At 70.4% G+C, this 26152-nt stretch carries 23 protein-coding genes and 2 pseudogenes; 8 read left to right on the top strand and 17 right to left on the bottom strand.

Going from position 1 to position 26152, the window contains the following annotated elements; translation table 11 throughout:
• Positions 1 to 89 precede the first annotated feature (89 nt).
• Positions 90 to 1280 (bottom strand): alpha/beta hydrolase, encoded by a 1191-nt coding sequence (locus CP982_RS01125; RefSeq protein WP_229879388.1) that lies wholly within the window; start codon positions 1278 to 1280, stop codon positions 90 to 92.
• A 322-nt stretch (positions 1281 to 1602) separates the two neighbouring features.
• Here CP982_RS01125 and CP982_RS41465 point away from each other — a divergent pair, with 322 nt between their 5' ends.
• Positions 1603 to 1773 carry a hypothetical protein gene (locus tag CP982_RS41465; RefSeq protein WP_170316311.1) on the top strand — a complete coding sequence of 57 codons (171 nt, stop codon included), beginning with the start codon at positions 1603 to 1605 and terminating at the stop codon, positions 1771 to 1773.
• A gap of 295 nt (positions 1774 to 2068) precedes the next feature.
• Positions 2069 to 2386, top strand: coding sequence for a hypothetical protein (locus CP982_RS01120; RefSeq protein WP_150508715.1), 318 nt, complete (start codon positions 2069 to 2071; stop codon positions 2384 to 2386).
• Between the two features lie 567 nt (positions 2387 to 2953).
• Here CP982_RS01120 and CP982_RS41460 read toward each other — a convergent pair.
• The 13 genes and pseudogenes from CP982_RS41460 to CP982_RS01060 all read right to left on the bottom strand — a co-directional run bounded on the left by CP982_RS41460 (position 2954) and on the right by CP982_RS01060 (position 14266).
• Positions 2954 to 3094: a hypothetical protein gene (locus CP982_RS41460; protein WP_170316310.1), complete on the bottom strand. Its 141-nt coding sequence runs from the start codon at positions 3092 to 3094 to the stop codon at positions 2954 to 2956.
• A gap of 165 nt (positions 3095 to 3259) precedes the next feature.
• Positions 3260 to 4297: an RICIN domain-containing protein gene (locus tag CP982_RS01115; RefSeq protein WP_150508714.1), complete on the bottom strand. Its 1038-nt coding sequence runs from the start codon at positions 4295 to 4297 to the stop codon at positions 3260 to 3262.
• 330 nt (positions 4298 to 4627) lie between these two features.
• On the bottom strand, positions 4628 to 4921 hold the full coding sequence (locus CP982_RS42350) for a helix-turn-helix domain-containing protein (protein WP_150508713.1): 294 nt from the start codon (positions 4919 to 4921) through the stop codon (positions 4628 to 4630).
• Positions 4922 to 4992: 71 nt separating this feature from the next.
• A complete protein-coding gene (locus CP982_RS01105; protein WP_150508712.1) occupies positions 4993 to 5253 on the bottom strand; it encodes a hypothetical protein in 261 nt (86 codons plus the stop codon).
• A 774-nt stretch (positions 5254 to 6027) separates the two neighbouring features.
• Positions 6028 to 6498, bottom strand: a complete 471-nt coding sequence (locus tag CP982_RS01100) for a hypothetical protein (RefSeq protein WP_150508711.1) — start codon at positions 6496 to 6498, stop codon at positions 6028 to 6030.
• A 13-nt stretch (positions 6499 to 6511) separates the two neighbouring features.
• Positions 6512 to 6751 carry a hypothetical protein gene (locus tag CP982_RS01095; RefSeq protein ID WP_150508710.1) on the bottom strand — a complete coding sequence of 80 codons (240 nt, stop codon included), beginning with the start codon at positions 6749 to 6751 and terminating at the stop codon, positions 6512 to 6514.
• 867 nt (positions 6752 to 7618) lie between these two features.
• A complete protein-coding gene (locus CP982_RS01090) occupies positions 7619 to 8152 on the bottom strand; it encodes a DUF4760 domain-containing protein (RefSeq protein ID WP_150508709.1) in 534 nt (177 codons plus the stop codon).
• A gap of 661 nt (positions 8153 to 8813) precedes the next feature.
• A pseudogene (locus tag CP982_RS01085) lies at positions 8814 to 9153 on the bottom strand (IS110 family transposase); the annotation flags it as partial.
• Positions 9154 to 9526: 373 nt separating this feature from the next.
• Positions 9527 to 11380: an ABC transporter ATP-binding protein gene (locus CP982_RS01080; RefSeq protein WP_372503318.1), complete on the bottom strand. Its 1854-nt coding sequence runs from the start codon at positions 11378 to 11380 to the stop codon at positions 9527 to 9529.
• Between the two features lie 4 nt (positions 11381 to 11384).
• Positions 11385 to 11801, bottom strand: coding sequence for a lasso peptide biosynthesis B2 protein (locus CP982_RS01075; protein WP_150508708.1), 417 nt, complete (start codon positions 11799 to 11801; stop codon positions 11385 to 11387).
• Positions 11802 to 11867: 66 nt separating this feature from the next.
• Complete coding sequence (locus CP982_RS01070) at positions 11868 to 12125, bottom strand: lasso peptide biosynthesis PqqD family chaperone (RefSeq protein ID WP_150508707.1); 258 nt, start codon at positions 12123 to 12125, stop codon at positions 11868 to 11870.
• A 4-nt stretch (positions 12126 to 12129) separates the two neighbouring features.
• Positions 12130 to 14016 carry a lasso peptide isopeptide bond-forming cyclase gene (locus CP982_RS01065; protein WP_150508706.1) on the bottom strand — a complete coding sequence of 629 codons (1887 nt, stop codon included), beginning with the start codon at positions 14014 to 14016 and terminating at the stop codon, positions 12130 to 12132.
• Positions 14017 to 14158: 142 nt separating this feature from the next.
• Positions 14159 to 14266 (bottom strand): keywimysin-related RiPP, encoded by a 108-nt coding sequence (locus CP982_RS01060; RefSeq protein ID WP_150508705.1) that lies wholly within the window; start codon positions 14264 to 14266, stop codon positions 14159 to 14161.
• Between the two features lie 668 nt (positions 14267 to 14934).
• Here CP982_RS01060 and CP982_RS01055 point away from each other — a divergent pair.
• On the top strand, positions 14935 to 15414 hold the full coding sequence (locus CP982_RS01055) for a hypothetical protein (RefSeq protein ID WP_150508704.1): 480 nt from the start codon (positions 14935 to 14937) through the stop codon (positions 15412 to 15414).
• On the opposite strand, the gene CP982_RS01050 is transcribed toward CP982_RS01055, so the two are convergent.
• Positions 15363 to 15959, bottom strand: coding sequence for a TetR/AcrR family transcriptional regulator C-terminal domain-containing protein (locus tag CP982_RS01050; protein WP_170316610.1), 597 nt, complete (start codon positions 15957 to 15959; stop codon positions 15363 to 15365). The two genes, CP982_RS01055 and CP982_RS01050, sit on opposite strands and share 52 nt — an antisense overlap.
• Positions 15960 to 16039: 80 nt before the next feature.
• Here CP982_RS01050 and CP982_RS01045 point away from each other — a divergent pair, with 80 nt between their 5' ends.
• The 4 genes and pseudogenes from CP982_RS01045 (at position 16040) to CP982_RS01030 (ending at position 21961) form a co-directional block, all read left to right on the top strand.
• Positions 16040 to 17287 carry an FAD-dependent monooxygenase gene (locus CP982_RS01045; RefSeq protein WP_150508702.1) on the top strand — a complete coding sequence of 416 codons (1248 nt, stop codon included), beginning with the start codon at positions 16040 to 16042 and terminating at the stop codon, positions 17285 to 17287.
• Positions 17288 to 17568: 281 nt separating this feature from the next.
• Positions 17569 to 19845, top strand: a complete 2277-nt coding sequence (locus tag CP982_RS01040; RefSeq protein WP_150508701.1) for an MMPL family transporter — start codon at positions 17569 to 17571, stop codon at positions 19843 to 19845.
• A gap of 162 nt (positions 19846 to 20007) precedes the next feature.
• Complete coding sequence (locus CP982_RS01035; RefSeq protein WP_150508700.1) at positions 20008 to 21231, top strand: sensor histidine kinase; 1224 nt, start codon at positions 20008 to 20010, stop codon at positions 21229 to 21231.
• A pseudogene (locus CP982_RS01030) lies at positions 21228 to 21961 on the top strand (response regulator transcription factor). The gene CP982_RS01035 and the pseudogene CP982_RS01030 overlap by 4 nt, the downstream one beginning before the upstream one ends.
• On the opposite strand, the gene CP982_RS42345 reads toward CP982_RS01030, so the two are convergent.
• Positions 21946 to 22197 (bottom strand): transposase, encoded by a 252-nt coding sequence (locus CP982_RS42345; RefSeq protein WP_229879417.1) that lies wholly within the window; start codon positions 22195 to 22197, stop codon positions 21946 to 21948. The pseudogene CP982_RS01030 and the gene CP982_RS42345 overlap by 16 nt on opposite strands.
• A 1646-nt stretch (positions 22198 to 23843) precedes the next feature.
• Positions 23844 to 24782: an RNA polymerase sigma factor SigJ gene (sigJ, locus tag CP982_RS01020; protein ID WP_150515241.1), complete on the bottom strand. Its 939-nt coding sequence runs from the start codon at positions 24780 to 24782 to the stop codon at positions 23844 to 23846.
• A 184-nt stretch (positions 24783 to 24966) separates the two neighbouring features.
• Here sigJ and CP982_RS01015 point away from each other — a divergent pair, with 184 nt between their 5' ends.
• Positions 24967 to 26070, top strand: a complete 1104-nt coding sequence (locus CP982_RS01015; RefSeq protein WP_150508699.1) for a nuclear transport factor 2 family protein — start codon at positions 24967 to 24969, stop codon at positions 26068 to 26070.
• Positions 26071 to 26152 lie beyond the last annotated feature (82 nt).

Genomic DNA, 26152 nt, shown 5'->3' with positions numbered 1-26152 from the left:
CGGCAGTGGCGGAGGAGTCCGGTCCCGCCACGCGAGCTTCTTCGGCCATGGGTTTGACGCTGCTGTGACCGTCGCCGGCCGGTTTCGGCTCACCGGGTGGCGTCGAACCCGCGTATCACTTCCGGCAGCGCCTTGATGACTGTCGTGTTGTGGTCAACGTTTCCTTCGTCGCTGAGCTTGGGATGAACCCCGTTGGCGATCAACTGCCGTCGGCAGTGCTGGGAGTTCGCGAAGGAGACGTCCTTGTCGCCCTTGGCGTGGAAGAGGTGCACCGGGGCTTCGGGCCGCCAGTCACAGGTGGTGTCCAGGGCGTGCAGTTGTCGCCGCAGTTTCCCCGTGGGCTTGCGCACCTTGTCGAGGAAGTCCGCGGTGAACAGTTCTTTCGAGGTCCTCGGCAGTGCGGCTGCGATCTCTCCCCCTGTGTGGTTGCCGTCGAAGAGCGTCTCGACCTTCTTGTCGTACGGGGCTCGGAACGCCTGGCTCGGTGTGTCGTACAAGCCGTACATCCGGTTCCACGCGGTCGCGAAATAGGCGAGGTAGAGCGGTGAGCGGTTGAGGTCGTCGTCTGCCGCGCCGGCCTCGAAGCCGCTCAGGTCGAACGGGCCGGCGATCGGGGCGAGGGCGCCCACGCGGAAGGACGGGTCGTGCCCCTGTTGGAGGGCCCGTCCGACCATCATCGCGGCGGGTCCGCCCTGAGAGAACCCGCTGATGAGTACGGATCGTGCGAGGGTATGGCCGTCCCGCCGGGCGAACTCCCGTGTCGCCCGCAACGCGTCCACCGACGCGGTGACGGTTGCCCTCGGATGCCCGTACGGATGGGATCCGGGGCCCTTGCCCAGGCCGAGATAGTCGGGGGCGGACACGGCGCGGCCGGTGGATGCGAACAGCAATGCCGTGGCCCGGTCGGTCGACTCGTCGTTCACCGAGGCCACGTCACCTCGGTACACCTGGGTCCCGTGCAGCCAGGACACAGCCCGAAGCTCGCGTGGGCCGTTCTTGGGCATCGCCACCAGCTCGCTGGCGGTGGTGGGTTTTCCCTTGGCGGTGACGGTGCGGTAGATGATGCGGTGGGCTTGGACGCCGTAACGGACCTGTGCGGTCTCGATGCCGGCTTTCTTGAGGCGGGACTCGACCTCCTGTGCGGTCAGGTCGGCCACGGAGGTCGCAGATATGACAGAACCGCGTTCCACGGGCCGCTGGTGCGCGGCCTGGGCGGTCTGCGAGCCGGGTCCCTGATGGCCGCCGCAACCTGTCGCCAGCAGCATGGTCGCGGCGCTCATCGCGACGACTGCGGCAGGAACAACTGAACGTTGATGAAACCGAGTTGAGATCATGCCTGGACTCTGCCGTTCCCGTGGTGCTCGGCACAGTGAGGCCAGGGCCCCGAGAGTTAAGGGGGATACCCCCACCCCGCAGTGCGGTCGGCGAGTTGTTGGACTCGACTCGACCTCAGCTGCTGCCCCCGGCCGACGTGGAAAGGACACGGAGACGGTCCCCTACGGGGCAGGTGACCGGCGTGGTGGGGGACGTCGGAAGCGAGAACCTGCACCGGGGCCGCGGGCCGGTGAGGCCGGTGCTGAGCGCGATCCCGGCCGACAAAGATTGCACTGCACGCTGCTGCATGCGCTGGAGGCCGGTGTCGACGAGGCCGATGACGTCGACGTGGACAAGACGGTGACGGACCTCCGAGAGCGCGCCGGGGAGCTGTCCCCCTTCACGCTCACGTTCGACCAGCCCTTGATCGGGCGCATGACGGTCGAGATCAGCGGCTGATCCGGGGCTGCGTTCTCGGAGCTGGTCGGTGAGGTGACCGCGGTCATGCGCCGGCACGCCGGGAGCGAGTTCACGGCGGCCGCGAGTCGGCACCCGCACATGTCGATCGCGTACACGAGCACGGGGGCAAAGGAGGTGAGCCCGGGGGACCTGCGTGAGGCCCTTGCGGGAATCGAGCAGCCGCTTGTGCAGACGGTGCGGGTGGATGCGCTCCATCTGGTCGAGCAGTGGCACGACGGGTCGATGATCCGGTGGGAGCCCCGCTCGCGGTGGTGCCGGTGGGCGGGGAGAGCGCGTGACGCAAGTGTGGCCGGGGACCGTTCCGATCCTGGCCGAGGCCGCCGAGCTTGCGGTGATTCCCGGGCAGACGTTCACGCTGTCCGGTGAGATCACGGCGCAGGGCATCACCTGCGACGGGCAGGGTTGCCTCGAACTGCGTCCCGCGGATGCGGATCCGCAGCAGCGCCGCATGCTGTCGCAGTCACGGACCTACCAGGTCCGCATCTACCGGGGTGACAGGTACATCTACACCTCTCCCTGGCTGCGGGCCAACGCTGTTGCCTGTACCACCAAGGGCCTGGCCGTGACCGGAGCACCCGGATCCCGCGACTGACGACGGCTCATCCCGGGCACCAGCGCATCCTCACCCGTGGTGAGATGCGAGGCCGGTCGCTCCTCGGGCGCCCTGGCCACGGCGGACCGTCATGATCGGCGGGGGGGCGTCGCGTCCCCTTGCGGGCGGCAACGGCCCGTCAGTGCCCTACGCCGTTGTCGGGAGCGAGAGGGACCGGTGGCGGCTGTGATCCGCCGGGTGCTGGGCCGGGCGCTCCGGTTTTTGTCGGGCAGGCCTGCGGCCCGGCAGGGCGGGTGCGTCCCGCACGGCGCCTGAGACGATCGAAGCAGGGCCAAGCACCGTGGACCAAGACCGCCACACCAGCCCAGGTCGAACCACGCCGACAGGCCTGCGTGCCCGGTGGCGAGATGTGCCCGCGCACGCCTGCCTACTGCAGCGCTGACTGGACCCTCCCGCTTGCCTCCCCATCCGGTGGGCAAGCAGTGTGCTGTGGCTCCTGCCCTGGCGTGGTCCTGGCCCGCCACGCGCAGCGCTTGGACGGAGCCCGGGCGGTGCGACGGGCCCCACCCGTGCCGCCGCAGGCCCGTGGTGGTCCGTCGGAGGGCTTCACAGCCGCTGAGGTGGGGTGTCCCAGCCCTCGAGCGCGTTCAGGGCGGCGTAGTTGCGCAGCAGGCGGGCGGCCGGGCCGGGGTTGGCCTCGAGCCGCTGGACCGCGTACGTCGCCCCCGCGTACTGGCTGTCGTGCATGCGGTTGGTGATGATCAGCCAGCCGATGAGCGGGTCGAGGAGCGGCGCTTGCTCGGTGCCGTCGTCGGGGGCGGGCCAGGAGCAGCCCGCCCATGATGAGCGGGCTGCCCCGGCGGTCTCCCGTCAGGCCCCGTACCGCAGGGTGTGTACGGGGGTTCCGCCCGTTCAGGCTCCTTGCAGAGAGAACATCATCGCCTTGTCGGAGTACTGCACGAGGAGCGCGCGTTCTTGGGCGAACTCGTCCTTCTGGATCGACACCCAGGCTCCAGAGTGCAGGACCTGCATCGCGAAGGGGCCGTTGGCGGGGTGGTGGTCGAGCCAGAACTTCTGGTTGGTGCCGATGTAGTCGCCGCAGTCACCCTGCTGGAACGCCTGGCCGTCGTCGGGCTTGTAGCCGACCATCGTGATGCACTGGCCGGTGAGCGGCGATCTGAACACCCAGTCCGTGCTGTGTGTCGGGCTCGGCCATCTGCATGCCCGCCACTGCTGGTTGTGACCTCCCCAATAGCGGTGCTGGACGATGGCTCCGGGGTTGTCGGGCCCCTGGGAGATGTCGACGGCCATTCCCCCCGGCGTGTTGATGCGGTAATAGCCGGGCTCGCAGATCCACCCGCCCCAGTTGGTGCCGGACGCGGTGGACGCGGGGGGCGCGGTGGGGAGCAGCGTCACGAGCGCTGCCGCCGCGGTGCCCAGGGCGTAGCGCAGTCGGCGGCGGGCGCTGCGCGGTGCGCGTCGGATCATGTGGCTCACTCGGCTCTCCTCGGTCTGTGTGCTGGGGGTCGCGGTCGGACGGAGATGGCGGCGGTACGGGGTGCCGTGGGCTGCGTCGCGGACGGCGTTGACCCATACGCCGGTGGTCTGCCCGGTCTGGGCGCAGACGTACTTCACGTACTCACCCTCGACCTTGCGGGTGCCGCGGTAGAGGGCGTACTGCCCCGCGCGGTTGAAGTTCCAGGTGTTGGTGATCTGATGGGTCTTCGTCGACGAGGTGGTCTTGGAGACGGAGAAGCGGACCTTGGCCTCGACCTTGGCGAACAGGGCGGCAGCCGATGCGGTGATCTCGGTCTGCCGGTCGACAGTGGTGGTCACTGAGTTTTCCTGCTTGAGGGACACGGTCTGCTGCGTGGTGCTGCCCTCGGCGATCGTGATCGACTGGAAGTCGGTGATCACCGGGGTGACCTTGGTCGTGACGTCGTAGTACATCGTGTTGACGGTCGGGTTGCAGTTACCCGTGGGGGGCGGTGGGGGTGCGGCGTGATCGTCTTGCTGCTGCGGACGCTGCCCTCCCAGACGTTCAGCCAGGCCGTGGGGTGCGCGATGGACTGCTCCTGCTTCTCCGAGAGCTGGGCCTCAGCCGTCGTCATGCTGGTTCCGGAGCCGGTCGAAGAGCGACGTCAGCAGCGAGCCGACCTCGCCGGAGCCGTCCTCGTCCTTCGGCGGGACCAGGTGCATGGACTTGTCGACGGCGATGCCGATGCCGCGCAGGATCTGGACGGCCTCGGCGTTCGGCGGGGCGGGGAAGGCGTGCTCGGCCTAGTCGTTCTCTTTGCCGCCGAAGGAGTAGACGGTGCAGGGCTGGCGGAGGCGGGCGCGGAGCTGCTCGGCGAAGCGGGCGCGGGGGTCGGCTAGGTCGGCCTGGCGGACCTCGGTGGCGGCGCGGACTTCGGCGGCGCGATCGAAGCTGATGCCCAGCTCGTCGGCGAGGGCGCTGATGGTGCGGCCGGAGCGGCGCAGCTCGCGCGCGATCTCGTTGCGGCCTTTGCCGTCGGCGTGGAGGCGGCGGACGGCTTCGCGGTCGGCGTCGGTGACGGGGCAGGCCTTGCCCATGGAGGCCACCCCCGTCCGGACGTGCGGGGGCCCGGCCTCGCAGCGGCGGGGCCGGGCCGGTCAGTTCGGGGTCAGCGGCGGCGGAAGAGGCAGATCAGTGCGGAGCGGTCGCCGGACAGGGCTTTCCCCTCGGCGGCGCACATGTTGTAGAGGGCCCATCCTTCGGCCTCGATGGCTTCGATCTGCTCGCCGACGCCCGACATGACGCCGGTGGTGCGGTGGCTGACGTTCGCCTCAATGATCTTGAAGGTGAGGACCTGTCTGCCCTGCTGGTAGGCCTTCTTGGCTTCCTGCGTGGCGACTTCGGCCTTGGCGTTGTTGAGGAACCCCATGTGTACCCCCCTGGTACCGGTGGTGAAGGTGGTGTGAGGGGTTCAGGGTGCCAGCGGGGCGTGATCGCTCGTGGGGATGTCGCGGTTCCGTGACATGACGAAGGCCCGCACTCGGCGGGCCCATCTGCGTCCGGGCACACCGGACTTGACACTGGCATGAAGCATGATCTATCCGAAAGCAACCAGGGCCTGTCTGCGGACTTCCTCGTGTCCTCGTTACCGGGACAGGCTGCTCAAGTAGCCATGACACTGTTCGCGTGAGGATGAGTGAGGCGTACGCAACGACGGTCGCGACCGTGGCCTCGGTGATCATTCTGGTACTTGCGGTTGAAGTAAACGCTCGTCGGCCCCAACCCCATCAGGGCATGGATGAGGCGGGTGAGATCGATTCTTCTATGGCATCGCTCTTCGCGAATGGTGCGATCCCTAGTCGACAACAGATAGAAGAGAACGAGCGGAGAATTGCCCCCCTTAGGGTGAGGGGTTGGCATCGTACGGCTGTGCATGTCTACGTACTTTCCGCAATGGTTGTTGTGATTCCCCTCTTCACGGCCGAGTGCGCGGCGCTGGAGTGGCTGGCAGAAGAGAGGAAGGGGGATGGCGCTGGCGTAGCAATCTTTTGCTACCGGGCCCTTCGTTGCTCAATTGCGCTATATCAAGTTGCGTCGCCAATGCCGCCGTGAGGCAGAATTGGACGATCCGGACAGCGATTAGCCATGCCTGTATCCCGGCAATACTCCAGGGCTGTCGTGACGGTACTTCCGTATCAACGGTTCATGCCGCTCGGGCGGCGTCGCGCAGTGCGGTGTGGGCGTCCCGGCTCCGTTCCTGCCCGGCAGTGAGAGTGGCCTCCACGTTGTCGCTGAACCGCCCGTCCGTGACCGCGCCGAGTTCGATGTCACCGAGGTCGATGGCCGACCAGGCGACCTCGACGGCGATCTCAGTGAGCGCGGGGTCGGCCGTGGTGAGCGCCAAACGGTCAAAGGCCTGGGTGACAACCGAGCGGGCTCGGTACAGGTCTGCACGTGCTTCCCGCGTCTGCGGCTCGCCGTCGCGCAGAGCGGCGATGTGGAGCCAGAACAGCTCGCGGTACGCCAGGGCGGCGGCGAGGAGTTGCGCAGTGGCGTCGAGGACTCGTTGGCGGTGCTCCTCGGCGCGGGCGCGGCGGTCCGTCCAGTGCGCGGTGAGGCTGGCCGAGGCGGCACCGGCGAGCGTGCCGAGCACGGCGATCAAGGTCGACCACATGGGGCCCTCCTGGTCAGGCCGACGGGTTGGTGCCACGACGGTAGCCGCGCTCACCGGCCAGGGCCTGCGTCACGTCCTCGCCGTACCAGCGGTTGGCGCCGTCCGCGCTGCCCTCCGGATCGGGCGCGGGCCAGCGTCCGCGCGAGAGGTCCGCGCGAATGGTGGTTGCGCTGATGTCACTGGCTGTTCCAGCTCGCGCGGTGCAGAGGCGGCGCGGGCTCCAGCTTGGCTGCGGGGCGGGCGACGCGATCACGGACGAAGTCGGCGATGTTCTGCGCGTCGTACGCCTTGTACCGGCCCTGCTTGTGAGAAGTCGGCCAGTCCGGGTGCTATGCCCAGCTCTTGGCCGCGGTGTGGATGCTCACGCTGCACTTCTCGTTGTTCTACCGCGGCGATCAGATAAGGGAGAGTGGCGTCCAGAAGCTGGCGCACGAGGTTCCCGGGCTACGGCGCGCTGCGTGGGAGAGGCGATGGGTCTCGAAAGTGAGGTTGACGCTCCCTTGGCGTGGCGGGACGCTGCGCTGGGTGGAAGAGGGGGGAGTAGCCGGGTTCATCCGCCACCGTTTTGGGGTGTGAGGTGGCGTCGTGAAAAGGAGCCTTGTTTTGAGGTTGCTGATATTAGGTGGAGCCATTCTCGTACTTGGGCTCCTGGGGATTAAGGTTGCGCGAAGATCCGGTGTAAAGGCTGATGGCTGCGTATTTGTATTCGGGTTGATCCTTGTCCTTATCTTGACGGGGTACCTCACTGTGGATGTGTGATTCTCCATAGTCGATGAAGAGTGCGTGTCGCCCTCGCCTGACTACAGCGCTGATTCTGATATTCCATATGGCGAGTGGGAAACTCCTGATTATGGTGCTTCGTATGAATCGACGCCGACCTCTGACTGTGATGTTCCCTGAATCTCAGCGAATTGCGGCGGTGCCTCTCCCCGAGCAGTCACTTCGCCTTTCGGAGGATTGTGTCCACGTGTGCACTGCGGGGCGCAGTGTGCGAGGGCCCCTCCCGTTCCTCTCAAGAGGGCGTAGCCCTGGTCGCACAGAGAGACGGCACAGATAACGGGTGCGGTTCGCGCGCGGTGCGGCGGCTACCCGACCACAGCTGGGTAGCAGGTCGCCCGGTTCAAGCGACGTAGGTGCGCCTGCGGAACCTCTTGGCGATGTCGGCGAAAGGAGTATTGAGCGCATAGACGGCGATGTGCTCGAAGGATCCCCAGACGCTTCCGGCGTTTTGCGCATCCAACGAGATCCGCTCACGCTCGAGATAGGGCCACACGGCCAGCCACACCTCACGGAGGAAGCGGTAGTAGAGAGCCACGATCAGGTACTCCGGAACGACCCCCAGAACCACCAGAGTCCCCAGATCCTGGTAGAAGCCGCCGACTTGTTTGACCTGACTCTGTAGGGGCTCGGGGAGACCGGAGATGCCTCCCTGTGGGTCCGGTGCCGATTCGCTTCTCAACTCCGCCACCACCGTCCGCTGGGCGGCCTGGAAGTCCTGTGTGCGACACACGACGATGAACTCGGCTACCAAGCGCATGATGGCCGCCTTCTGGGCGTCGGCGGTCTGCCGGCGGGCGGACCACAGAGACACCATCAGGGCCGAGATGGCGACCAGCATGCTCAGGGCGGTGACCACCCACGACGCGGACTCCATGCGGGCAGTATGGACAGCACTCAAAGCCGACGGAAGAGTATTGCCACGCTGCGGACGCCCACCGCGCGGCGTGGCATCTATCTGGGAGTCCGGACTCCGGGTGGGGCTGTTCTCCGGTGGCGCGTGTCTACGCCTGCGGGCTTCTGAGGTGGTGGCCGGACGGCACGGTGCCGACACCGTGCCGGAGCAGGTGCTGGCGGGCGCGGCGTTCGTCCGGCTCGGGTGTGGTGGTGGGCATGGGTTCCCCAGGGCATGAGGCGTGGCAGTGCGACGCGGCCGCGCGAGGAGGCGGCGGTCGTCAGGCGCTGAAGGCGACTGGGGCGGGAGGCGGCGCAGCGAGGTGCGGCTCGTGCTGCTCGACTTCGGTACGGAGTTGTCCGCGGATCACGCCGTAGGAGGGCGCCTCGAAGCCTGCGGCGACGATGGCGGTGCGGATGGCCTTCGTGCCGGGTCGGAGGCCGTCGTAGAGCGGGCGGATGACGGCGCACCGGGGGTCGTTGTAGGCGATCGGCTCCGGGGCGGGCTCGGGCACCTCGGCGGACGCGGGCGGGACGACAGGGGCCGTCACGGGCTGCGCCTTGGTGACGACGGGCGTCACGCGCACGGGCGTTGCGGCGAGGTGCAGCAGGTGGCCCAGCACAAGCGGCGGGATGCACGAGACGGCGACGATCAGCACGTCCCGCGCATCCGTCTTCGCCTCGGCCGGGTAGAGGTCGGCGATCCGCCGCATCGTCAGCCCTGGCAGATAGGCGACCAGTCAGCCCATGTCTCTCGCAACCGCCACCGGCTGGGCCCCGATTGAGGCTGGCTGGTCGACCACGACGAGCACGGTGCCGTGCTTGGCCTGGAGTTTCGCGGACAGCTCGCGGAGTTTGGGTTGGGTGTTGGGCAGGCGTTTGGCGAAGGCTTTCTTCCTGAGCCGGAGTGACGGCGGTGGCATGGTGTTCGCTCTTGTCGACGTCCAGGCCGAGGAAGACGTCGATGCCGCCGGTGTCGATCACGTGCAGGCCCCTCCGGTCACGCTTTTCGTCCGGTCTTACCACGGCATCGAGCTGCCACACCCACGTTACGGAGAGCTCTTCCGGCTCAGGTGAAGCCGGTGCTCAAGCCTCTCATCAGCCGTCCGACGATGCCCCGGGCCCGGTGACACCACCCCCCCCGGATCATCAACAACAAGGGGGGAAGTCATGCCGGATCCGAAGGCCGGAGGCCCCATTGCGGAGCCACGAAAAGGGTAACGGGGGCGGCTCACCGCCCGGGAGCCGCTTCCCCGGGGTGATCGCAGACGTCTGCGCGCGTGCCTGCTGCCCTGATGGCACCGGTGTGCCTTCCTTCTCGCCTGTCCGACTCACCATGGCCCACCGGCCGGGGCCACTACGGGGCGTCTCCGCGGCGGCGGTCCGGCCGGCCGTTCATCAGCTGGGTCCTGGCCAGCTCGCCGTACAGGGCGTCGGTCCTCAGCAGCTCGGCGTGGGTGCCCACCGCCCGGACCCGGCCGGCCTCCATGACCACGATGCGGTCGGCCGTGGTGACCGTGGACAGTCGGTGGGCGACGGCCAGGACGGTGACGCGGCGGGCGGCGTCGGTGACGGTGTCGCGCAGTGCCGCCTCGTTGGCCGCGTCGAGCTGGGAGGTGGCCTCGTCCAGCAGGAGCAGCCGGGGGCGGCGCAGCAGGGCCCGGGCGATGGCCACGCGCTGCCGCTCGCCGCCGGAGAGCCTGCCGCCGCGGTGACCGACGTCGGTGTCCAGACCGTGGGGCAGGCGGTCCGTCACGGTCTCCAGGCGGGCCAGGCGCAGGACTTCCCGGAGCTCTTCCTCGGTGACGTCGGCGGTGCCCAGCGTCAGGTTGTCGCGCAGGGTGCCGGCGAGGACCGGGCTGTCCTGTTCGACGTACCCGATGGCCGCGCGCAGCGCGTCCAGGGGCCACAGCCGGACGTCCTCGCCGTCCAGCAGCACTCGGCCGGCGTCCGGCTCGTAGAAGCGCTCGATGAGAGAGAAGACGGTGGTCTTGCCCGCGCCGGACGGTCCGACGAACGCGGTCAGGCCGCCGCCGGGGACGGCGAAGGAGACCCCGTGGTGGACCGGGGGCAGGCCGGGGGAGTAGGCGAAGCGGACCTCGTGGAAGGCCACCGCAGCGGGGCGCGGATCCCGCACGGGCGGGCCGGCGGCGGGAGCCGTGTCCCCGGCCCGTACGTCCTCGACCGCCAGGTCCTCGACCTCCCGGATGCGGGCCGCGGCCGCCGCCCCGATCTGGAGCTGGCCGACCCCTTCGACGAGCTGGCCGATCCGGGGGGCGAGCGCGAAGAGGTAGAGCAGGAAGGCGACGAGCGTGGAGACGCCGATGGCGCCGGAGGTGACGCGTGCGCCGCCCACGCCCAGGACGACCAGGAAGCAGATCTGCACGACGACCGCCGAGACGGTCGCGGACACCGCGTCCCAGGCGGCGGCGCGCACCCCGGCGCGCCGGGCGTGCTCGGCCGCCCGGTGCAGCGCATCGGCCTCGCTCCGCTCGGCGCCCGACGCCTTGACCGTGCGGAAGGCGCCCAGCACCCGCTCCAGCGCGGCCCCCATGCGGCCCACCGCCTCCTGTGTGTGCCGGGTGGCGCGCCCGATGCGCGGGGCCACCACGGCGACCACGACGCCGACGAACGCGGTCACGGCGAGCGTCACGCAGAGCAGCACCGCGTCGAGCAGCCCCATCATGACGACCGTCGCGAGGGTGATCAGGGTGCCGGTGACCCCGGCCGACACCGCCTGAGGGGCGCTCTGCCGCAGCAGCGCCGTGTCGGAGGTGACGCGGGCGATCAGGTCACCGGGTTCGGTGCGCTCCACCACCGGCACGCGCAGCCGCAGCAGACGGTCGGTCAGTCGGCGGCGGGCGGCACAGACGACGGACTCGGCGGCCCGGTCCAGGAGGTAGTGGCCGAGACCGGCGATGATCCCGCCTGCCACCACCAGCAGGCTGAGGGCCAGCACGGGGCCGGCGGCCAGGTCTCCCCGGCCCATGCCGTCCATCACCCGTTTCGCCACCATGGGCTGGGCCAGGCCCATGACGCTGCCGACCAGGCCCAGCAGGACACCGGCGGCCATGCGGACGCGCTGCGGGCGCAGGTGCCCGGCGAGGGCCCGGAGGCCGGAGCGGGGGCGGCTGGGGCCTGTCGGTGTGTCCCGGGACGGGTGCGCGCCCTGGCTGGTGTCGTTGGGCGCGGCGGGAGGTGCTGCGGTCACGGCCTCACTCCACGGCGAAGAAGCGCTGGAAGTAGCCCGCCGGCACACCCTCGCCGACCAGTTCGCCCTCGGCCTCCACCCAGGCGTGCGCGGCGAACGGCGGCCTGGTGCGCACCCCCACGCACCAGGTGGGCCACTGGCCACGGCAGCGGCAGAGCAGCACGGTGGCCAGGGACCTCGGGAGGCACCCCTTGTGGCCGCCGGCGGCCAGGCTCACGGCGACCACTGTCTCCCGGGCGCGTTCCGCCTCGGCGAGGGTGGCGGGCCGGGCTCCGCGCCGCAGCCGGGTCAGGACGGCGCGGATGCGGTCGGGCGGCAGGGCGGCGAGTACGTGCGCGCAGCCGACCACCACGCGCACCGCGCACCGGCGGGCCAGGGGGACGGAACGAGGGCGGTAGGGAACCGCTTCCGGCGTCGACATCGGGTATCTCTTCCCTGTCGGAGAACGCTCTTCCCGGTGCGCGGACGGCGCCCGCCCGCCCGGCTGTCACGGCGTGATGAGCCCGGCGGAGCGCAGGTCGTCGAGGAGGTCGGTGACGTCCCGCACGGCGAGTTCGGGGTCGACGTCCTCGTAGCGCTCGGTCAGGGCCTCCACCGCCTGCTCGGCGCCGTGGCCGTCAAGGAGCGTCCGCAGGACCATGGCCGCCGTCGGGTTGAGGGTCCAGTACTCGGCGTTCTTCTGGTCGAGCAGGGCGATGCCGTACTCGGTCTCGGTCAGCAGGACGCCGGGCTTCAACGTGCACATCGGCTCACCTTTCGGGGGCGGCTGGGCGGCGGCCCGAGGGCTGAGGGGACGGTGTCATCTCCCGTGAGCGCAGCCATACTTCGCAGGCCACGGTCGTGTGCAGCAGGTAGCTCTCCGTCTCCGCCGACAGGGACTTGCGGCACCACTCGCGCAGGATGCGCGCGTCGACGAGGCCGAGCCGGGCCAGCCGGGAGTCGTCGCACAGCGCCAGCAGCTCGCCGCGGTGCCGGCGCAGCCCCGCCTCTTCCTCGAAGGTGGCGTTGGCCTTGGTGTCGCGCGTGCGGCTGGTCTCGGGCACGATGCCGCGCATGGCCTCGACGATGAGCGGCTTGTACCGCCAGGGGGTGATGCGCTCCGGTGTCCGGACGGCGAGGGCCGCCTCGATGACGCGGTCGTCGTAGTAGGGGGCCGCCACGGTGACGCCCAGGGGAGCGGCCATCTGGCCGATGTGCCGGGTCCACTGGGAGATCCCGTCCATCGCGACCAGCTCGCGGTGTTCGCCGTGTCCCCTGCCCCGGGGCTCGGCGTCGGCGAGGCGGGAGCGGAGGAGCTCGCGTACGGCCGCGACGGCGTCGGGGGTGGCCCAGGGCGGCATGCGCGGGGGTATGGACCAGTCGAGCAGCGGTTCGTCCGCGGGGGGCGGCGGCGCCGTCAGGTCGCGGGCGACCCGGTCGAGCCAGGCCCGGTAGGGGCGGCGGTCGAGGAGCTGGCGGAGCGTGGCCCACCGGGACCACTGGTATTTGGCGGCGTATCCGCGCAGGTCCCGCAGGGCGGTGCGGGGGTGGGTGCGTATCAGCTCGTGCAGCCGGGCCGGTGTGCCGGCGAGGAGTTCGTCGCCGCCCAGGCCGGTCAGGTGCAGGCCGGATCCGCGGGCGGCCGCGAGGGCCACGATGTGCATGCGGCGGTTGCGGTCGACCGTGAGCATGCTGGGTGTGTCCAGCAGGTCGTCGAGGGTGTCGATGCCGTCGAACGTCATGGCCACGTCGTGAGCGGGTACGACGTGGTGCTCGATGGTCTCCAGCGCCTCGGTGGTCCGCCGGGCCCAGTACACGTCGTCGCCGAGCTCGTCGTGGATGGCGGCGGTGTACGCGACGACTTTCGCGTCCCCCCGCGCGGCGGCGCAGCACACGGCAGTGGAGTCCAGTCCGCCCAGGTCCGTGGTGACCAGGTCGCGTGCCCGCGTGCGTGCCTCCACGGCAGCGCACAGCGCCTCGCGCAGGCGCACGGCGCCCTCGGCGAGCGGAACAAGGGGATCGGGCGGCGCCCACCGGCGGGTCACCCGGGGCCGTCCGCCGGCGTCGAGGCTCAGGCTGTGGCCACCGGGCACCGCGTCGACGCCCCGCCACATCGGGGAGCCCGAGAGCGGGTACGGCACGCCGGAGGTCAGCAGTTCCAGCGCGAGTCGGCGCTCGTCGAGTTCGGCGCCGACCAGTTCGGCGAGTACGTCGGCACGGTCGGCGGCCAGGCTCACCCGGCCGGAGCGCGGGAGCGCGGGGTTCGTGTAGAACACGCGGCGCAGTTCGACGGCGCCGCCCTGGGCCCGGACCCGTCCGCCGCCGCTGGCCACGAGGTGGAAGCTGCCGGCCCAGGTGGCGCTGACGCGGTCCAGTGCCGCCAGGGACGCCGCCGAGGCGGCGGCGGTCGCGGCCCGCACGGCCTCCTGGGCGCTGACGGCGTGGTCCCCGATCACGGCGACACGGGTGTCGCCGCATTCCCCCGTCACGATCGTCTCCGGTGTCCAACGGCCCACCAGCCACGGGCGTCCCGACCGGTGGAGCAGGCTCTGCGCGGCGTGGGAGAGCGCCTTGGCGGCGACGGCGGCGGCCGCGTCGGTATCGGGCAGGACGACGAACCAGGCGGGCAGGACCTGGAGAGACAGGGACTCTTCCATGGCTACGGCCTTCGGTCGGCGGAACCAGGGGCAAAGGGATCGGGTGGCGGCTGGATGCCGCCACCCGATGGCCGGGTCGATCGGTGACCGGCCCGGCCCTACGCCGGTCTCCGGGCCGCGTCAGCGGCCCGGGTTCACAGCGTCAGAGGAGCTGCTTGCCGCCGAGGACGTCCTTCGGCCCGGTGTTCTTGATACCGGTCACCTTGCGGAAGGAACCGGCCTTGGCAAGTGTCGGGCGCTCGTACGTCATGGTGAACTCCTTCTCCCTGGTGGAGACAGTGTGGTTCGCGGGTACCTGCGACGGACTGAAGCGGGCTTCCGTCCCCGGAGGCCCATGAGCGGTCCAGATCCGCCCCGCCACGGTAAGTAGGATTAACGCATCATCACAACACTCGCCCGAGGGGGGCGCGCAGCGCGCTGACGGCGCACTTTCCCCGGCTGTCACCGCAGCGCGATCCCAACCGCCCCCGCCGGTCTGTGTTTCTCATTCCTGATGAAGAGCAAGAGCGACAACCAGTCTCTGACTCACGACCACCGCGACGGTGTCACCACTCCGTCCTTCGCGAACGCTCCACAGGCCGGGCGCCAGATCGTCAGCTCCCTCGGGCAGGCCGACGTGACCGGCGAGCAGCGCGCATACAGACGCCGTAGCAGCCCGCAGGCCATGGTCGAAGCAGTCGAACGGGCCGCCCGCCCTCTCACGGCAACGGCCCTTCCATCCCCTGTCGTTGGAGGCCGGCATGCTGCTGCCCTATCCCGTCATCGTTCACGATCATCGTGCTGGGCGAGGGGGTCGCCAGGCTCACGGTTGTCGGCTCCTCGGCGCAGTGGGGCTGGAGCGTGCGTGTGCTCGGCCTGGGCGGCTTTCTGTTGCTGGTGTCGATCTGGGTGCTGTCGCTTGTGTACGGCTAGGGAGGGGTGCCGAATTTGCGTGCGGCGGCGCTGCCGCCGCGCATCGCCCTGCTCCTGCACAGCGTGACCAACGGTGCTCTCGTCGCGCTGGCTGCCGGGCTCGGTGCTCTGGAGGAGCACCGGCACGACGAGCTGTCGCCGAGCGTGCGCTGGCTGCTGTGCGCGAGCTTCGCGGTGTGCGTGCTGATCAGTCTGGCCGGAGCGGTGGCCGCACAGGCCGCTGCCGGTGAGAGGCTGTGCTGGGGTGGCCTGCTGGTGCACTCGGTGCCGCCGCTGGCTGTGGCGCTGCTCAACGGCCTTTCGGCGGGCGGCTGCCCGCGGCTGCCGTGGTCTGGCTGCTCGTGGCGGCGGCGCTGCGGGGCCATCTGGAGCGCCTGGCGCGCGACGGCCGCCCTCGGCGGGTGCTCGTCCGACCTGTACCGGTCTGTGCCCGGTCATGCAGGCGATGGCGCGACGGAGGCCGGGCCGGATGCCGCGGTGTGCTGATCGAGGCCGCCGAGGATGAGCGCGAGGCCCGCCTCGAATGCCTCTTCGTGGTCGAGTACGGGGACGTCGTCCGGTAGGTCCTCGCTGTTCGGCGGCGGGTCCGCTTCCGCCTGCTCCTCCAACACGCAGCCGACGGTGTAGCGGCTGGAGGCCAGCATCGCCATCTGCGCGTGCCGCTCGGGCACTCCGGAGGCGACCAGGAAGGCCATCTTGTGACGGATCCGGTCGAGTTCGCCGGTCGGAGTGCTTCCGGCGTGCAGTCGGGCGCCGTCGCGGCGCATCAGCAGCGTGCGGCGGAAGCTGCGGGAGTTCTCCAGAAACCACTCGCGCCAGTCGTCCCCGGGGGACGGCAGCGGCGCGTCGGCATGCGGGGCCATGGCTGCCTCGGCCATGGCCCCGAGGAGGGCCTTCTTCGTCTTGAAGTGGTAGTAGAGCGAGGGCTGTTCGACGCCGAGGCGCTTGGCCAGCCGCCGGGTGCTGACCGTTTCCAGGCCCACCTCGTCCAGCAGATCCAGCGCCTCTGTGACGACGGTCTGACGGTTCATCTTGGTCACGTTGACAATCTATCGCTGATAGAAGAATCTGGAAAAGAATCAATCACCGATAGATTTTGAGGTGGTCGAACATGCCGGACAAGATCGAGAAGCGTTCGCTGCGGATTCTCGTCGCAGGCGGCGGCGTCGCAGGGCAGGCGCTGGCCTTCTGGCTCACCCGCGGCGGTCACCAGGTGACGGTCGTCGAGCGCTTTCCGGCGCTGCGCGCTTGGGGCGCGCAGGTCGACCTCCGCGGGCAGGGCATCGAAGCGGTTGAGCGCATGGGGCTGCTGGAGGCGGTGCGCAGCCGGCTGGTGGACGAGGCGGGCGTGGCCTTCGTCGACTCCCGCGGCAAGCCGAAGGCGACGATCATGGCAAACACCTCCGGCAGGGGCTGCCAGACTCTGACCTCGGAGTACGAGATCATGCGCGGCGACCTCGTGCGCATCCTGCACCAGGCGACCCGGGACGACACCGAGTACGTCTTCGGCAAGAGCGTCGACGGCTTCGACCAGGACGCCGACCGGGTCACGGCCCACTTCTCGGACGGGACCTCCGACGCGTACGACCTGCTGATCGGCGCCGACGGGCAAGGCTCGCGCACCCGCCGGGCGCTGCTGCCGGAAGGCTTCGACCCGTACTGGCGCGCGGGCATCCACATGGCGTACTGGTTCGTGCCGCGCATCGACTCCGACAGCAACATCCGCGACACCTACATGGTCCCGGGCGGCCGGCAGATCATGCGGCGCAGCCACAACGTGACCGAGACCCAGGTGTACTTCGTGATGCGCGAGGAGTCGGCGGAAGCGTCCGCGATCCACCGCGCGCCCGTCGAGCAGCAGCAGAGGTTCTGGGCCGATCGGTTCCAGGACGCCGGATGGCAGACCGACCGCTTCATCGAGGGCATGGAGACGAGCCCGTTCTTCTACTCCCAGGAGATCGCACAGGTGCGGATCGACCACTGGTCCAAGGGCCGCGTGGTCCTGGCCGGTGACGCCGCGCACTGTGCCTCCCCCTACAGCGGCATGGGCGTCTCCGGCGGGCTCGTCGGCGCGTACGTCCTGGCCGGGGAGATCAACCGGCACGCGGACGATCTGCCGACCGCGCTGGCGAACTACGACCGTGTCCTGCGGCCCTTCGTCGACGAGATCCAGGGCGAGGTCAACCCCAGGATCCTGCGCCTGGGCCTGCCGATGAACAAGCACGCCATCAGCGCCTTCCAGAACGCCACCGCGCTGGCCTGCTTCTTCCGCGTCCCGGACCTGGTCGCGCGGTTCTCCAAGGAGGACCGCGGCGGCGACTGGCAGCTGCCGGCCCGCGCCGATGCCCTCGCCGCCTGAGCCGCCGCCGCGATGCGCTCGTACCCCGGCATGGGGCACGGCGGGCGATGGGGACGCGGGCCGGTCGGCCGACAGGAGCGGCCAGATGCCTTGCCCTGGAGGTGGGACTGTGCGGCGCCCGTACTGCGCCTGCAGTACGGGCGGGTGTCTGCAGGAGCGGGACGACGTCGCGGCCCGTGTTGCCAACGATGGAGCCGAGACCGCGGGACGTCTGCGCCGGCGACGCGCACGGCACGGCTCGCGGTGCCATTCCTTTTCCTCTTCGACTGGAGTGCCTGGTCATGGCTTCCTTGCTCTATCGGCTCGGCCGGATGTCCTTCCGGCGACGCCGCTACTTCGCCCTCCTGTGGGTGGCGATCCTGGCGGCCTGCTCCTTCGCCGCTCTCAGCGCCCCGGCCGCCGAGGAGGACGGGTTCTCCATACCGGGCACCGAGTCGCAGAAGGCGTTCGACCTGCTCGACGAGCGCTTCCCCGGGGACAACGCGGAGGGCGCGGACGCACGCATCGTCTTCGGCGCGCCCGACGGGCAGAAGGTGACGGCCCGCGAGAACCGGGCGGCCGTCGAGAAGGTCGTGGACACCATCGCGCGTGGCTCGCAGGTGAAGGACGCCTCAAGCCCCTTCGCTCCGGAAGCCGTCAGCAAGGACGCCACCACCGCGTTCGCGACCGTCACCTACGCCGTCTCCAGCGACGACCTCAGCGAGGCCACGTCCGCCGAACTCATGGACGCCGTCGAGGACGGCCGTACCGCGGGCCTGACGGTGGAAGTCGGGGGCTCGGCCGTCGAGGGCGGTCCTGAACTCGGCGGCGTCACCGAACTGATCGGCATCGCTGTCGCCGCGCTCGTGCTGTTCATCACCTTCCGCGCGCTGGTCGCCGCCGGACTTCCCCTGATCACCGCGCTGATCGGTCTTGGCGCGGGAGTCTGCGCCATCATCGCCGCGGGCATGTCCACCACGACGATCACTCTGGCCCTGATGCTGGGCCTGGCCGTGGGCATCGACTACGCCCTGTTCATCGTCTCCCGCTACCGCGCGGAACGGGACGAGGGCCACACTCCGGAAGAGGCCGCGGGCCGGGCGGTGGGCACCGCCGGATCCGCCGTCGTCTTCGCCGGCGCCACCGTCGTCATCGCGCTGGCCGGGCTGTCCGTGGCCGGCGTGCCGATGCTGACCGACATGGGGCTGGCCGCCGCCGGAACCGTCGTCATCGCCGTGCTCGTCGCCCTGACGCTGCTGCCCGCCCTGCTCGGGTTCTTCCCCCAGGCGGTCCTGCCCCGCACTCGGCGCCGCACCGCCATCGCACCTACGTCCGCACCCACGCCCTCACCCACGCCCACGCCCTCACCCACGCCCGCGCTCGCACCCGCACCCGCGCCCGGGCCCGGGAAGGAGCCCGCGGGAAGCCGGTGGGCCCGCTTCGTCATCCGCCGGCCCCTGGCGACGCTGCTGCTGAGCGTGGCGGGCCTCGGCGTCGTCGCCATCCCGGCACTGGACCTACAGCTCAGCCTGCCCGGCGACGAGGCGCAGCCCACCTCGACCACCCAGCGCCGCGCCTACGATGCGCTCGCCGACGGCTTCGGCCCCGGCTTCAACGGGCCCCTGACCATCGTCGTCGACGCCAAGGGCGCCGACGACGCCCAGGCCGCCGCCGCGCAGGCCCGCACGGCCCTGACCGCCACCGACGGCGTCGTGGACGTCTCACCGGCCACCTTCAACAAGGCCGGCGACACCGCGACCATCGCCGCCGTGCCCAGCACCGGCCCCAGCGCCGGCGCGACCAAGGACCTCGTCAAGACGATCCGCTCCGAGGCCACCGACCTGAAGTCCACCTCCGGCGCCTCCATGTGGGTGACCGGGCAGACCGCGATGAACATCGACGTCTCGAACAAGGTCACCGCCGCCCTCATCCCCTACCTCGCGGTGGTGGTGGGACTCGCCGTTCTGCTCCTGATGATCGTCTTCCGTTCGGTCCTCGTCCCGCTGAAGGCAGCCCTCGGCTTCCTGCTCTCGGTCGCCGCGGCCTTCGGTGTGATCGTCGCGGTCTTCCAGTGGGGCTGGCTCGCCGACCTGCTCGGCGTCCCCCAGACCGGACCGGTGATGAGCATGATGCCGATCTTCCTGATCGGCGTCGTCTTCGGCCTGGCCATGGACTACGAGGTCTTCCTCGTGACCCGCATCCGCGAAGCCCACGTCCACGGAGAATCGCCAACGCAGGCCATCGTCACCGGATTCCGTCACAGCGCCCGCGTCGTCGTGGCCGCTGCCGTCATCATGATCGCCGTCTTCGCCGGATTCATCGGCATGACCGACTCCATGATCAAGATGCTCGGACTGGGACTGGCCGCCGCCGTCCTCTTCGACGCGTTCATCGTCCGCATGACCATCGTCCCGGCCGCTCTCGCGCTCCTGGGACAGACAGCGTGGCGACTGCCCAGGTGGCTGGACCGACTGCTGCCCGACCTGGACATCGAAGGCGAGAAACTCACGCGCACCCTCGCGGCCGAGCACCCCGCCCCGGTGACACCCTCGGCACAGGAGGAATCGGTGCACGCCTGACCCACCGCCACCCCGGAGGCCCGCCAATCCGCGGGCCTCCGGGGCGCCCCCGCCTGCACGGGGGTCCGTCCGCCCGAATCATTCACATCCCCCCTGGTCATCCACATCCACCCCGTGCAGCCACGGACGACAACCGTCAAGCACACTCGTGAAGGAGAGCCTGTGATCGCCGACATCCGGTCGTGGGCCCGCCGCCACCCCAGAGCCTTCGACGCCGCAACGGCGGCCGCCCTGTGCGCCCTCGCCGTGCTCTCCACCACCATGGCGCAGCCGCCTCGCATCGTGCACTGGCCGCCGCCGGCCGCCGCCACCGTCGCCGCCCTGGCCTGCGCGGCACTGCTGGCGCGCCGCAGCCGCCCGCGCCTGACCGTGATCACCACCACCGCGTGCACCGCCGCCCTCGGCGCCATGGGCCCCGCCCTGGGCTACGAGTTCGGCTCCACCCTCACCGGCCCCGTCATGGCGGCACTCGCCTCACTGGCCTGGCACACCGACAGCCGCACCGCCGCCCGCTACACCGCCACCTCCGCCCTGGCCCTGCTCGCCGCCTCCGCCCTGTGGCCGCCGGGCGGCCCGCAGCTGCGACCCGAACAGGTGGGACTGGCCGCCTTCATCCTCGTAGCCCCAGCCGTCGCCGACTCCCTGCGCAGCCGCCGCGACTACGTCACCGCGGTGGAGGCACGCGCGGAGATGGCGCTGCGCACCCGCGAGGAAGAGGCCCGCCGCCGCGTGGGCGCCGAACGGATGCGTATCGCCCGCGAACTGCACGACGTCGTGGCCCACCACATCACACTCGCCCACGCCCAGGCCGCCACCGCCGACTACCTGCTGGCCAGCCGCCCCGACAAGGCACAGCAGGTCATGCACAACCTCACCGCCACCCTCAACTCGGCGCTGGGCGAACTGAGATCGACGGTGGGACTGCTGCGCGAACGCGACGAACCCTCCGGCCCTTCGAGGGAGCCCGCCCCCGGACTGGCGCGACTGCCGGATCTGATCGCCTCGTTCGACCAGGTCGGCCTCACGGTCACCCTCACCCAGGACGGCGCCGAGCAACCGCTGTCACCCGGCGTCGACCTCACCGCCTACCGCATCACGCAAGAGGCACTCACCAACGTCTCCAAGCACGCACTGACCACGACGGCCGCCGTCCACCTGCACTACACCGACGACCTGCTGACCCTGACGGTCACCGACGACGGCCCGCCCGTACAGGTCCGCGGCGCCGCCGGATACGGCCTCATCGGCATGCACGAACGCGCCCAGGCAGCCGGAGGACACCTGCACGCCCGCCCCCGCGACGACACCGGTTTCGAGGTGAGGGTCGAGCTTCCCACCCTCGCGCCGCCCGCCCGCCCGTCCGCCCACGACGAGGACACCCTGTGACCATCCGCGTGCTGCTCGCCGACGACCAGGCACTCCTCGCCGCAACCTTCCAGGTCCTCATCGACGCCACCGACGATCTAGAGGTCATCGCCACCGCGGCCGACGGCGACCAGGCCGTACAGCTGACCCGCACCACCGCACCGGACGTGGTGGTCATGGACATCCGCATGCCAGGCCAGGACGGGCTGTCCGCCGCCGCGCAGATCACCGCCGATCCCCAGCTCTCCGGCACCCGCGTCCTGATCCTGACCACCTTCGAAACGGACGACTACATCACCCGGGCCCTGCGCGCGGGCGTCAGCGGCTTCCTCGGCAAAGGCGTCGGCCCCGCCGAGTTCCTCGCAGCCATCCGAACTGTGGCGGCCGGCGACATGGTGCTCTCCCCGTTGGCCACCCACGTCGTGGTCTCTCGCTACCTCGCCGCCTCCAGCCCCGACCGCCCCCACGCCACCCCCGCGAGATGGACAACCTCACCCCCCGCGAACAGGAAGTCCTCCTCTGCGCAGCAGAGGGGCTCACCAACGACGAGATCGCCGAGCGCCTGTACGTCAGCCCGCTGACCGTACGCACTTTCGTCCAGCGCATCATGCACAAACTTGGTGCCCACCACCGCGCCCAACTCGTCGCCCTCGCCTACCGAACCGGCTTCGCCCGCGTGCCACAGCCGCCCCCCGCTCGCCCTTCAGCGGACGCGTTCCCTGAAGCGCGCGCCGCCTACGACGGCCGGTAAGCTCGACTCGGTCGGGGATCTTGGAGTCGCCGGGGCCAGCTGCCCAGGGTTCGCCAGGACTTCAGCCGGGGGATCTCACGCTGGTCGAGGTAGTCCTGGAAGGCAGTCGGCCGACGGGGTGGCCGGGGTTCCTCGGTTGGTGACAGTCCTCTGAGGCGCTGGATGTTCACGGCGATGGCCGTCAGGACGTGCTGGATGCGGGCCTTCCCCTGTCCTCGATAGCGGTAGCGGCGCATGCCGTGTCCGTGGGTGAACTCGTTGACCGTGCTCTCCACTCCGGAGCGGACCCCGTGGGGGAAATCTCATGATGCGGACGTTGTCGGCGGTGCTGGCGGGTGGGGTGGCTCTTGAGCGGCCCGGAGACGGTGACCTGGTGTTCGCGGGCGGCTTGTTCCAGGTGGGGCAGGGAAGTGTAGCCGGCATCGACCAGGTGCTCGGCGGGCAGCAGCCCGCGACGGGCGAGACGGGTGTGGATGCCGGGCAGGACCTGGCTGGCGTGGGTGGTGGCTGCGGTGGTGGCCACGTCCGTGATCACGTTGGGGCCGTCGGCAGCACAGCTCTCGGTCAGATGGGCGGTGGACCCCTTCCAGCTGATGATGTGTCCGTGGCGTGCGTAGCGGGCCGACGTGTCGTAGGGAGAGACGATCGCCCGAGAGGAAGGCGGCAGTCCGGGCCGCCTTCCTCTCGGCGGTGCGCCAGCGTAGACGGCCCGCGGCGTCGTGGTGGTAGTCCCGCCCTGTCCTGCCTCCTACCTGCTGGCGGGGGACCACGCCATCGCCGAGGTAGTTGACCGGCACCTTGCAGTGGGTGAGGTGGCCGGCGAGCAGCCGGGACTGCGTGGGAGCGCGCGAGGCAGATCTGCCGGGCGGTGCGCCGCACGAGTGTCGTCTTGCCGCTGCCCGGGGCGCCGACGATCGCCAGGAGCACGGGCCGGCGGCGGTCGAGGAAGTCCTCCAGCGCGTGACGCCCTGTCCCCCTCCCCGGCAGGTGTGCGAGCAGATCCCGCCCGGCGGCGTTCGGCGTCTGGTGGACGAGGCTCACATCGATGTACACCTCTTCCAGCTCGGGGGTGCAGAGGCCGCGGGTCTCCAGGCCACTGATCTCGACATAGCGCAGGCTGCCCAGCAGCGCGGCCCGGTAGCGATCGGGGAAGCGCGAGAAGCGGAGGGTCAGTGACCGATCGAGGCTGTCGACGACGCGCTGTTGCCACCGCTTGGCGAGATCGCTGAGGATCCTCCAGGCGATGACCACGAGGGCGAGGACGCCCTGGTAGGCCACCAGGAGTACGGCGGCGAGAAGGGGGTGCTCCACCACCAACGTCCGCCACAGGGCAGCGTCGACCGAGGGCGGAAGCACGGCCGCCACGATCAGACCGGCCACCCTGCCTGGCATGGGCCACAACCCCCGTACAGGAGACGGCTCGTGGAGTATGCGTGCGGCATGACGGACCGCACGCACAGTGTGGCCGGTCATGAGCGCTGTGTGGCTGGTTCGCGAGGTCGTATCTTCTCTGGCGGCCTGGGCGAGTGGGGCGGGGCAAAGCGACCTCGCGCGTCAGGCCCTGGCCGCACGGCGGCTTCCGCGGCCGGTGAGTTGAACGATTGTCCGGGTGTGCGGCTGGGCCCTACTGGGCAGTTCCTGGCTTTCCCAGGGTGGGTGTGCCGCTCGTTCCTGGCCCTGGTGGGGCAGGCCCCCTTGTGCGCCCGCCGTCAGCCTCGTACGCGCGGTGACATCACGGTATGAGCGACCCCTCAGAACTGAGGCGGATCCACCGTCGAAACGCGCTGCCCGGCGGGGCCGGGGGCACTGGTGGCAGAGATTGAGCCAGCGGGGCCGTCCCGCCGATCCGGGCGCTGTGGTGCCCGGGCTCCCGGTCCGGTCCTCAGCTGAACCGCCAGGGCCCCAGCTTCTCGGGGTTCCTCATCGCCCAGATGCGCCTGATCCGGTCACCCGCGCACTCGAACGCGTACACCGTCGCGAGCTTGCCGTCCTGCCACGCCACCAAGCCGGGCAGGCCGTTGACCGTGCGCTCCAGGAACGTGGTGCGGTGGCCCGAGACACGGGCGATCCTGACGTAGGCACGAGCGACCTGCTCACCGCCCACGAGCGGGCGCGGGTGGGTGACGGCGAGGCCGCCGCCGTCGGCGGTCGCGATGGCGTCGGGGTCGAGCAGGCCGATCAGGCCCTCGATGTCCTTGGCCTGCCACGCCGTTCTGAACCGCCGGACGACGTCGGCCTGGCCAGCGCTCGGGCCCGCCGGGGCCCGCGCGGTGCGGACGCGCCGCCGGGCGGAGGAGGCCAGTTGGCGGCAGGCCGCCGGAGTACGGCCGACGATCTCGGCGACCTCGGCGAAGGGGTAGCGGAAGACGTCGTGCAGGACGAACGCCACGCGCTCGGCCGGGGTCATCGCGTCGAGGACGACCAGGAAGGCCATCGTCACCGACTCGTCGAGGGTGACCCGCTCGGCCGGATCGGCCCCGCCCGCGCCGGTGTGCCCGGCGATCCACTCCGTGGGCTCGGGCAGCGGCTCGGGGATCCAGTCGCCGACGTACGTCTCCCGTCTGACCCGCGCCGAACCGAGCAGGTTCAGGCAGACGCGGCTGGCGACCGTCACCAGCCAGGCGCCGGGCGACTCGATGGCCCGCTGCTCCCGCGGGGACATGGCGTACCAGCGGGCGCAGGTCTCCTGTACGACGTCTTCGGCGTCGGTGAGGGATCCCAGGAGCCGGTAAGCCAGGTTGATCAGCCGACGCCGCTCGTTCGTGATCACGCTGAGGCCCGGGTCGCCCTGGTCCTCGCCGGTCTCGGCCCTGGTGGTCATGGTCTGGGCACGGGTGGTCATGGTCCGGCCGTCTCCCTCGCTCGCTCCTGCGCCTCTACCTGTGATGACAAGACAGCGCATCGGAATGTGAGGCCGCCACCTCACCTCACATTCCCGAGGACCGCGTTGTCGTACTGACGAGGACGACAACGAGACCAGAGCACGAGACCTGAAGAGGACTTCGATGAACGACTTCCAGGCCGTCGCGGACCGCGTCGAGATCGAGGCGCTGCGCGGCGAGTTCACCGACGCGGCGATGATGCGCGACCGGCCCCGCCTCGCGTCGCTGTTCACACCGGACGGTGCCCTGCGCATGCCCAACATCCCCGTCGAACAGGTCGGCCGCGAGGAGATCCGCGCCGGGGGCGAACTGTTGCAGAGCCAGTGGGACTTCTTCGTACAGACCACACACCCCGGCACGATCCAGCTCGACGGAGACACCGCGACCGGCCGCGCCTACATCCAGGAACTGGGGCGCGCTCTCGACGGCCGCCAGGGTCTGAACTACGCCGTCTACCACGACCGTTACCAGCGCACCGCGGAGGGCTGGAAGTTCGCCGAGCGGGTGTACGAGGTCAGGTATCTCGACACATCGCCGCTGGCGGGCACGGCTCCCCACGGGGCGCGGGGCACCGAAGCCGGCCCGGGAGAAGCCGCCACGGCCGCGCCGGCCCCGGCCGCGTCCTTCACCGGCCCTGCGTCGGCCGAACGGCTGGAGCGGGTGGCCGCCGCGCTGCGTGCGGGCGGCTTCGCCGCCGAGATCCTCGACGACGTGGCCACGGCGCGCGCCCGCGTCAAGGACCTGATCCCCGAGGGCACCAGCGTGCTCACCGGGGCCAGCGAGACCCTCCGGCTGTCCGGGATCGACGAGGACATCAACGCCAGCGGCCGGTACGACGCCATCAGGCCGCGCGTCCTGGCCATCGACCGCGCCACCGGCGCCGACGAGATCCGACGGCTGGTCTCCGGCCCCGACTACGTCGTCAACAGCGTCGCCGCGGTCACCGAGACCGGCGCCCTCGTCCTCGCCTCGGGCAGCGGTAGCCAACTCCCCGCCAACGCGGGCGGCGCCGCCCACGCGGTCTGGATCGTCGGCGCCCAGAAGGTCGTGCCCGACCTGAGCACAGCCCTGCGCCGCGTCGAGGAACACGCCCTCCCTCTGGAGAACGTCCGCGCCCAGGCGGCATACGGCATGCCCAGCGCCGTCAACCGCCTGCTCATCCTCAACGCGGAGCCCCGCCCGGGGCGGGGGACGGTGCTACTGCTTCGTGAGGCCGTCGGATACTGACACCTTCCACGTTTCTGTCCGGTGACACGGGCATGGCGCAGCCCGTACTGCGTGCCTCCGGGGCGACGCACACGGGCGGCCA

The organism is Streptomyces spectabilis (assembly GCF_008704795.1).
GTDB lineage: Bacteria > Actinomycetota > Actinomycetes > Streptomycetales > Streptomycetaceae > Streptomyces > Streptomyces spectabilis.
This window is presented reverse-complemented; position numbering and strand designations above follow the sequence as displayed.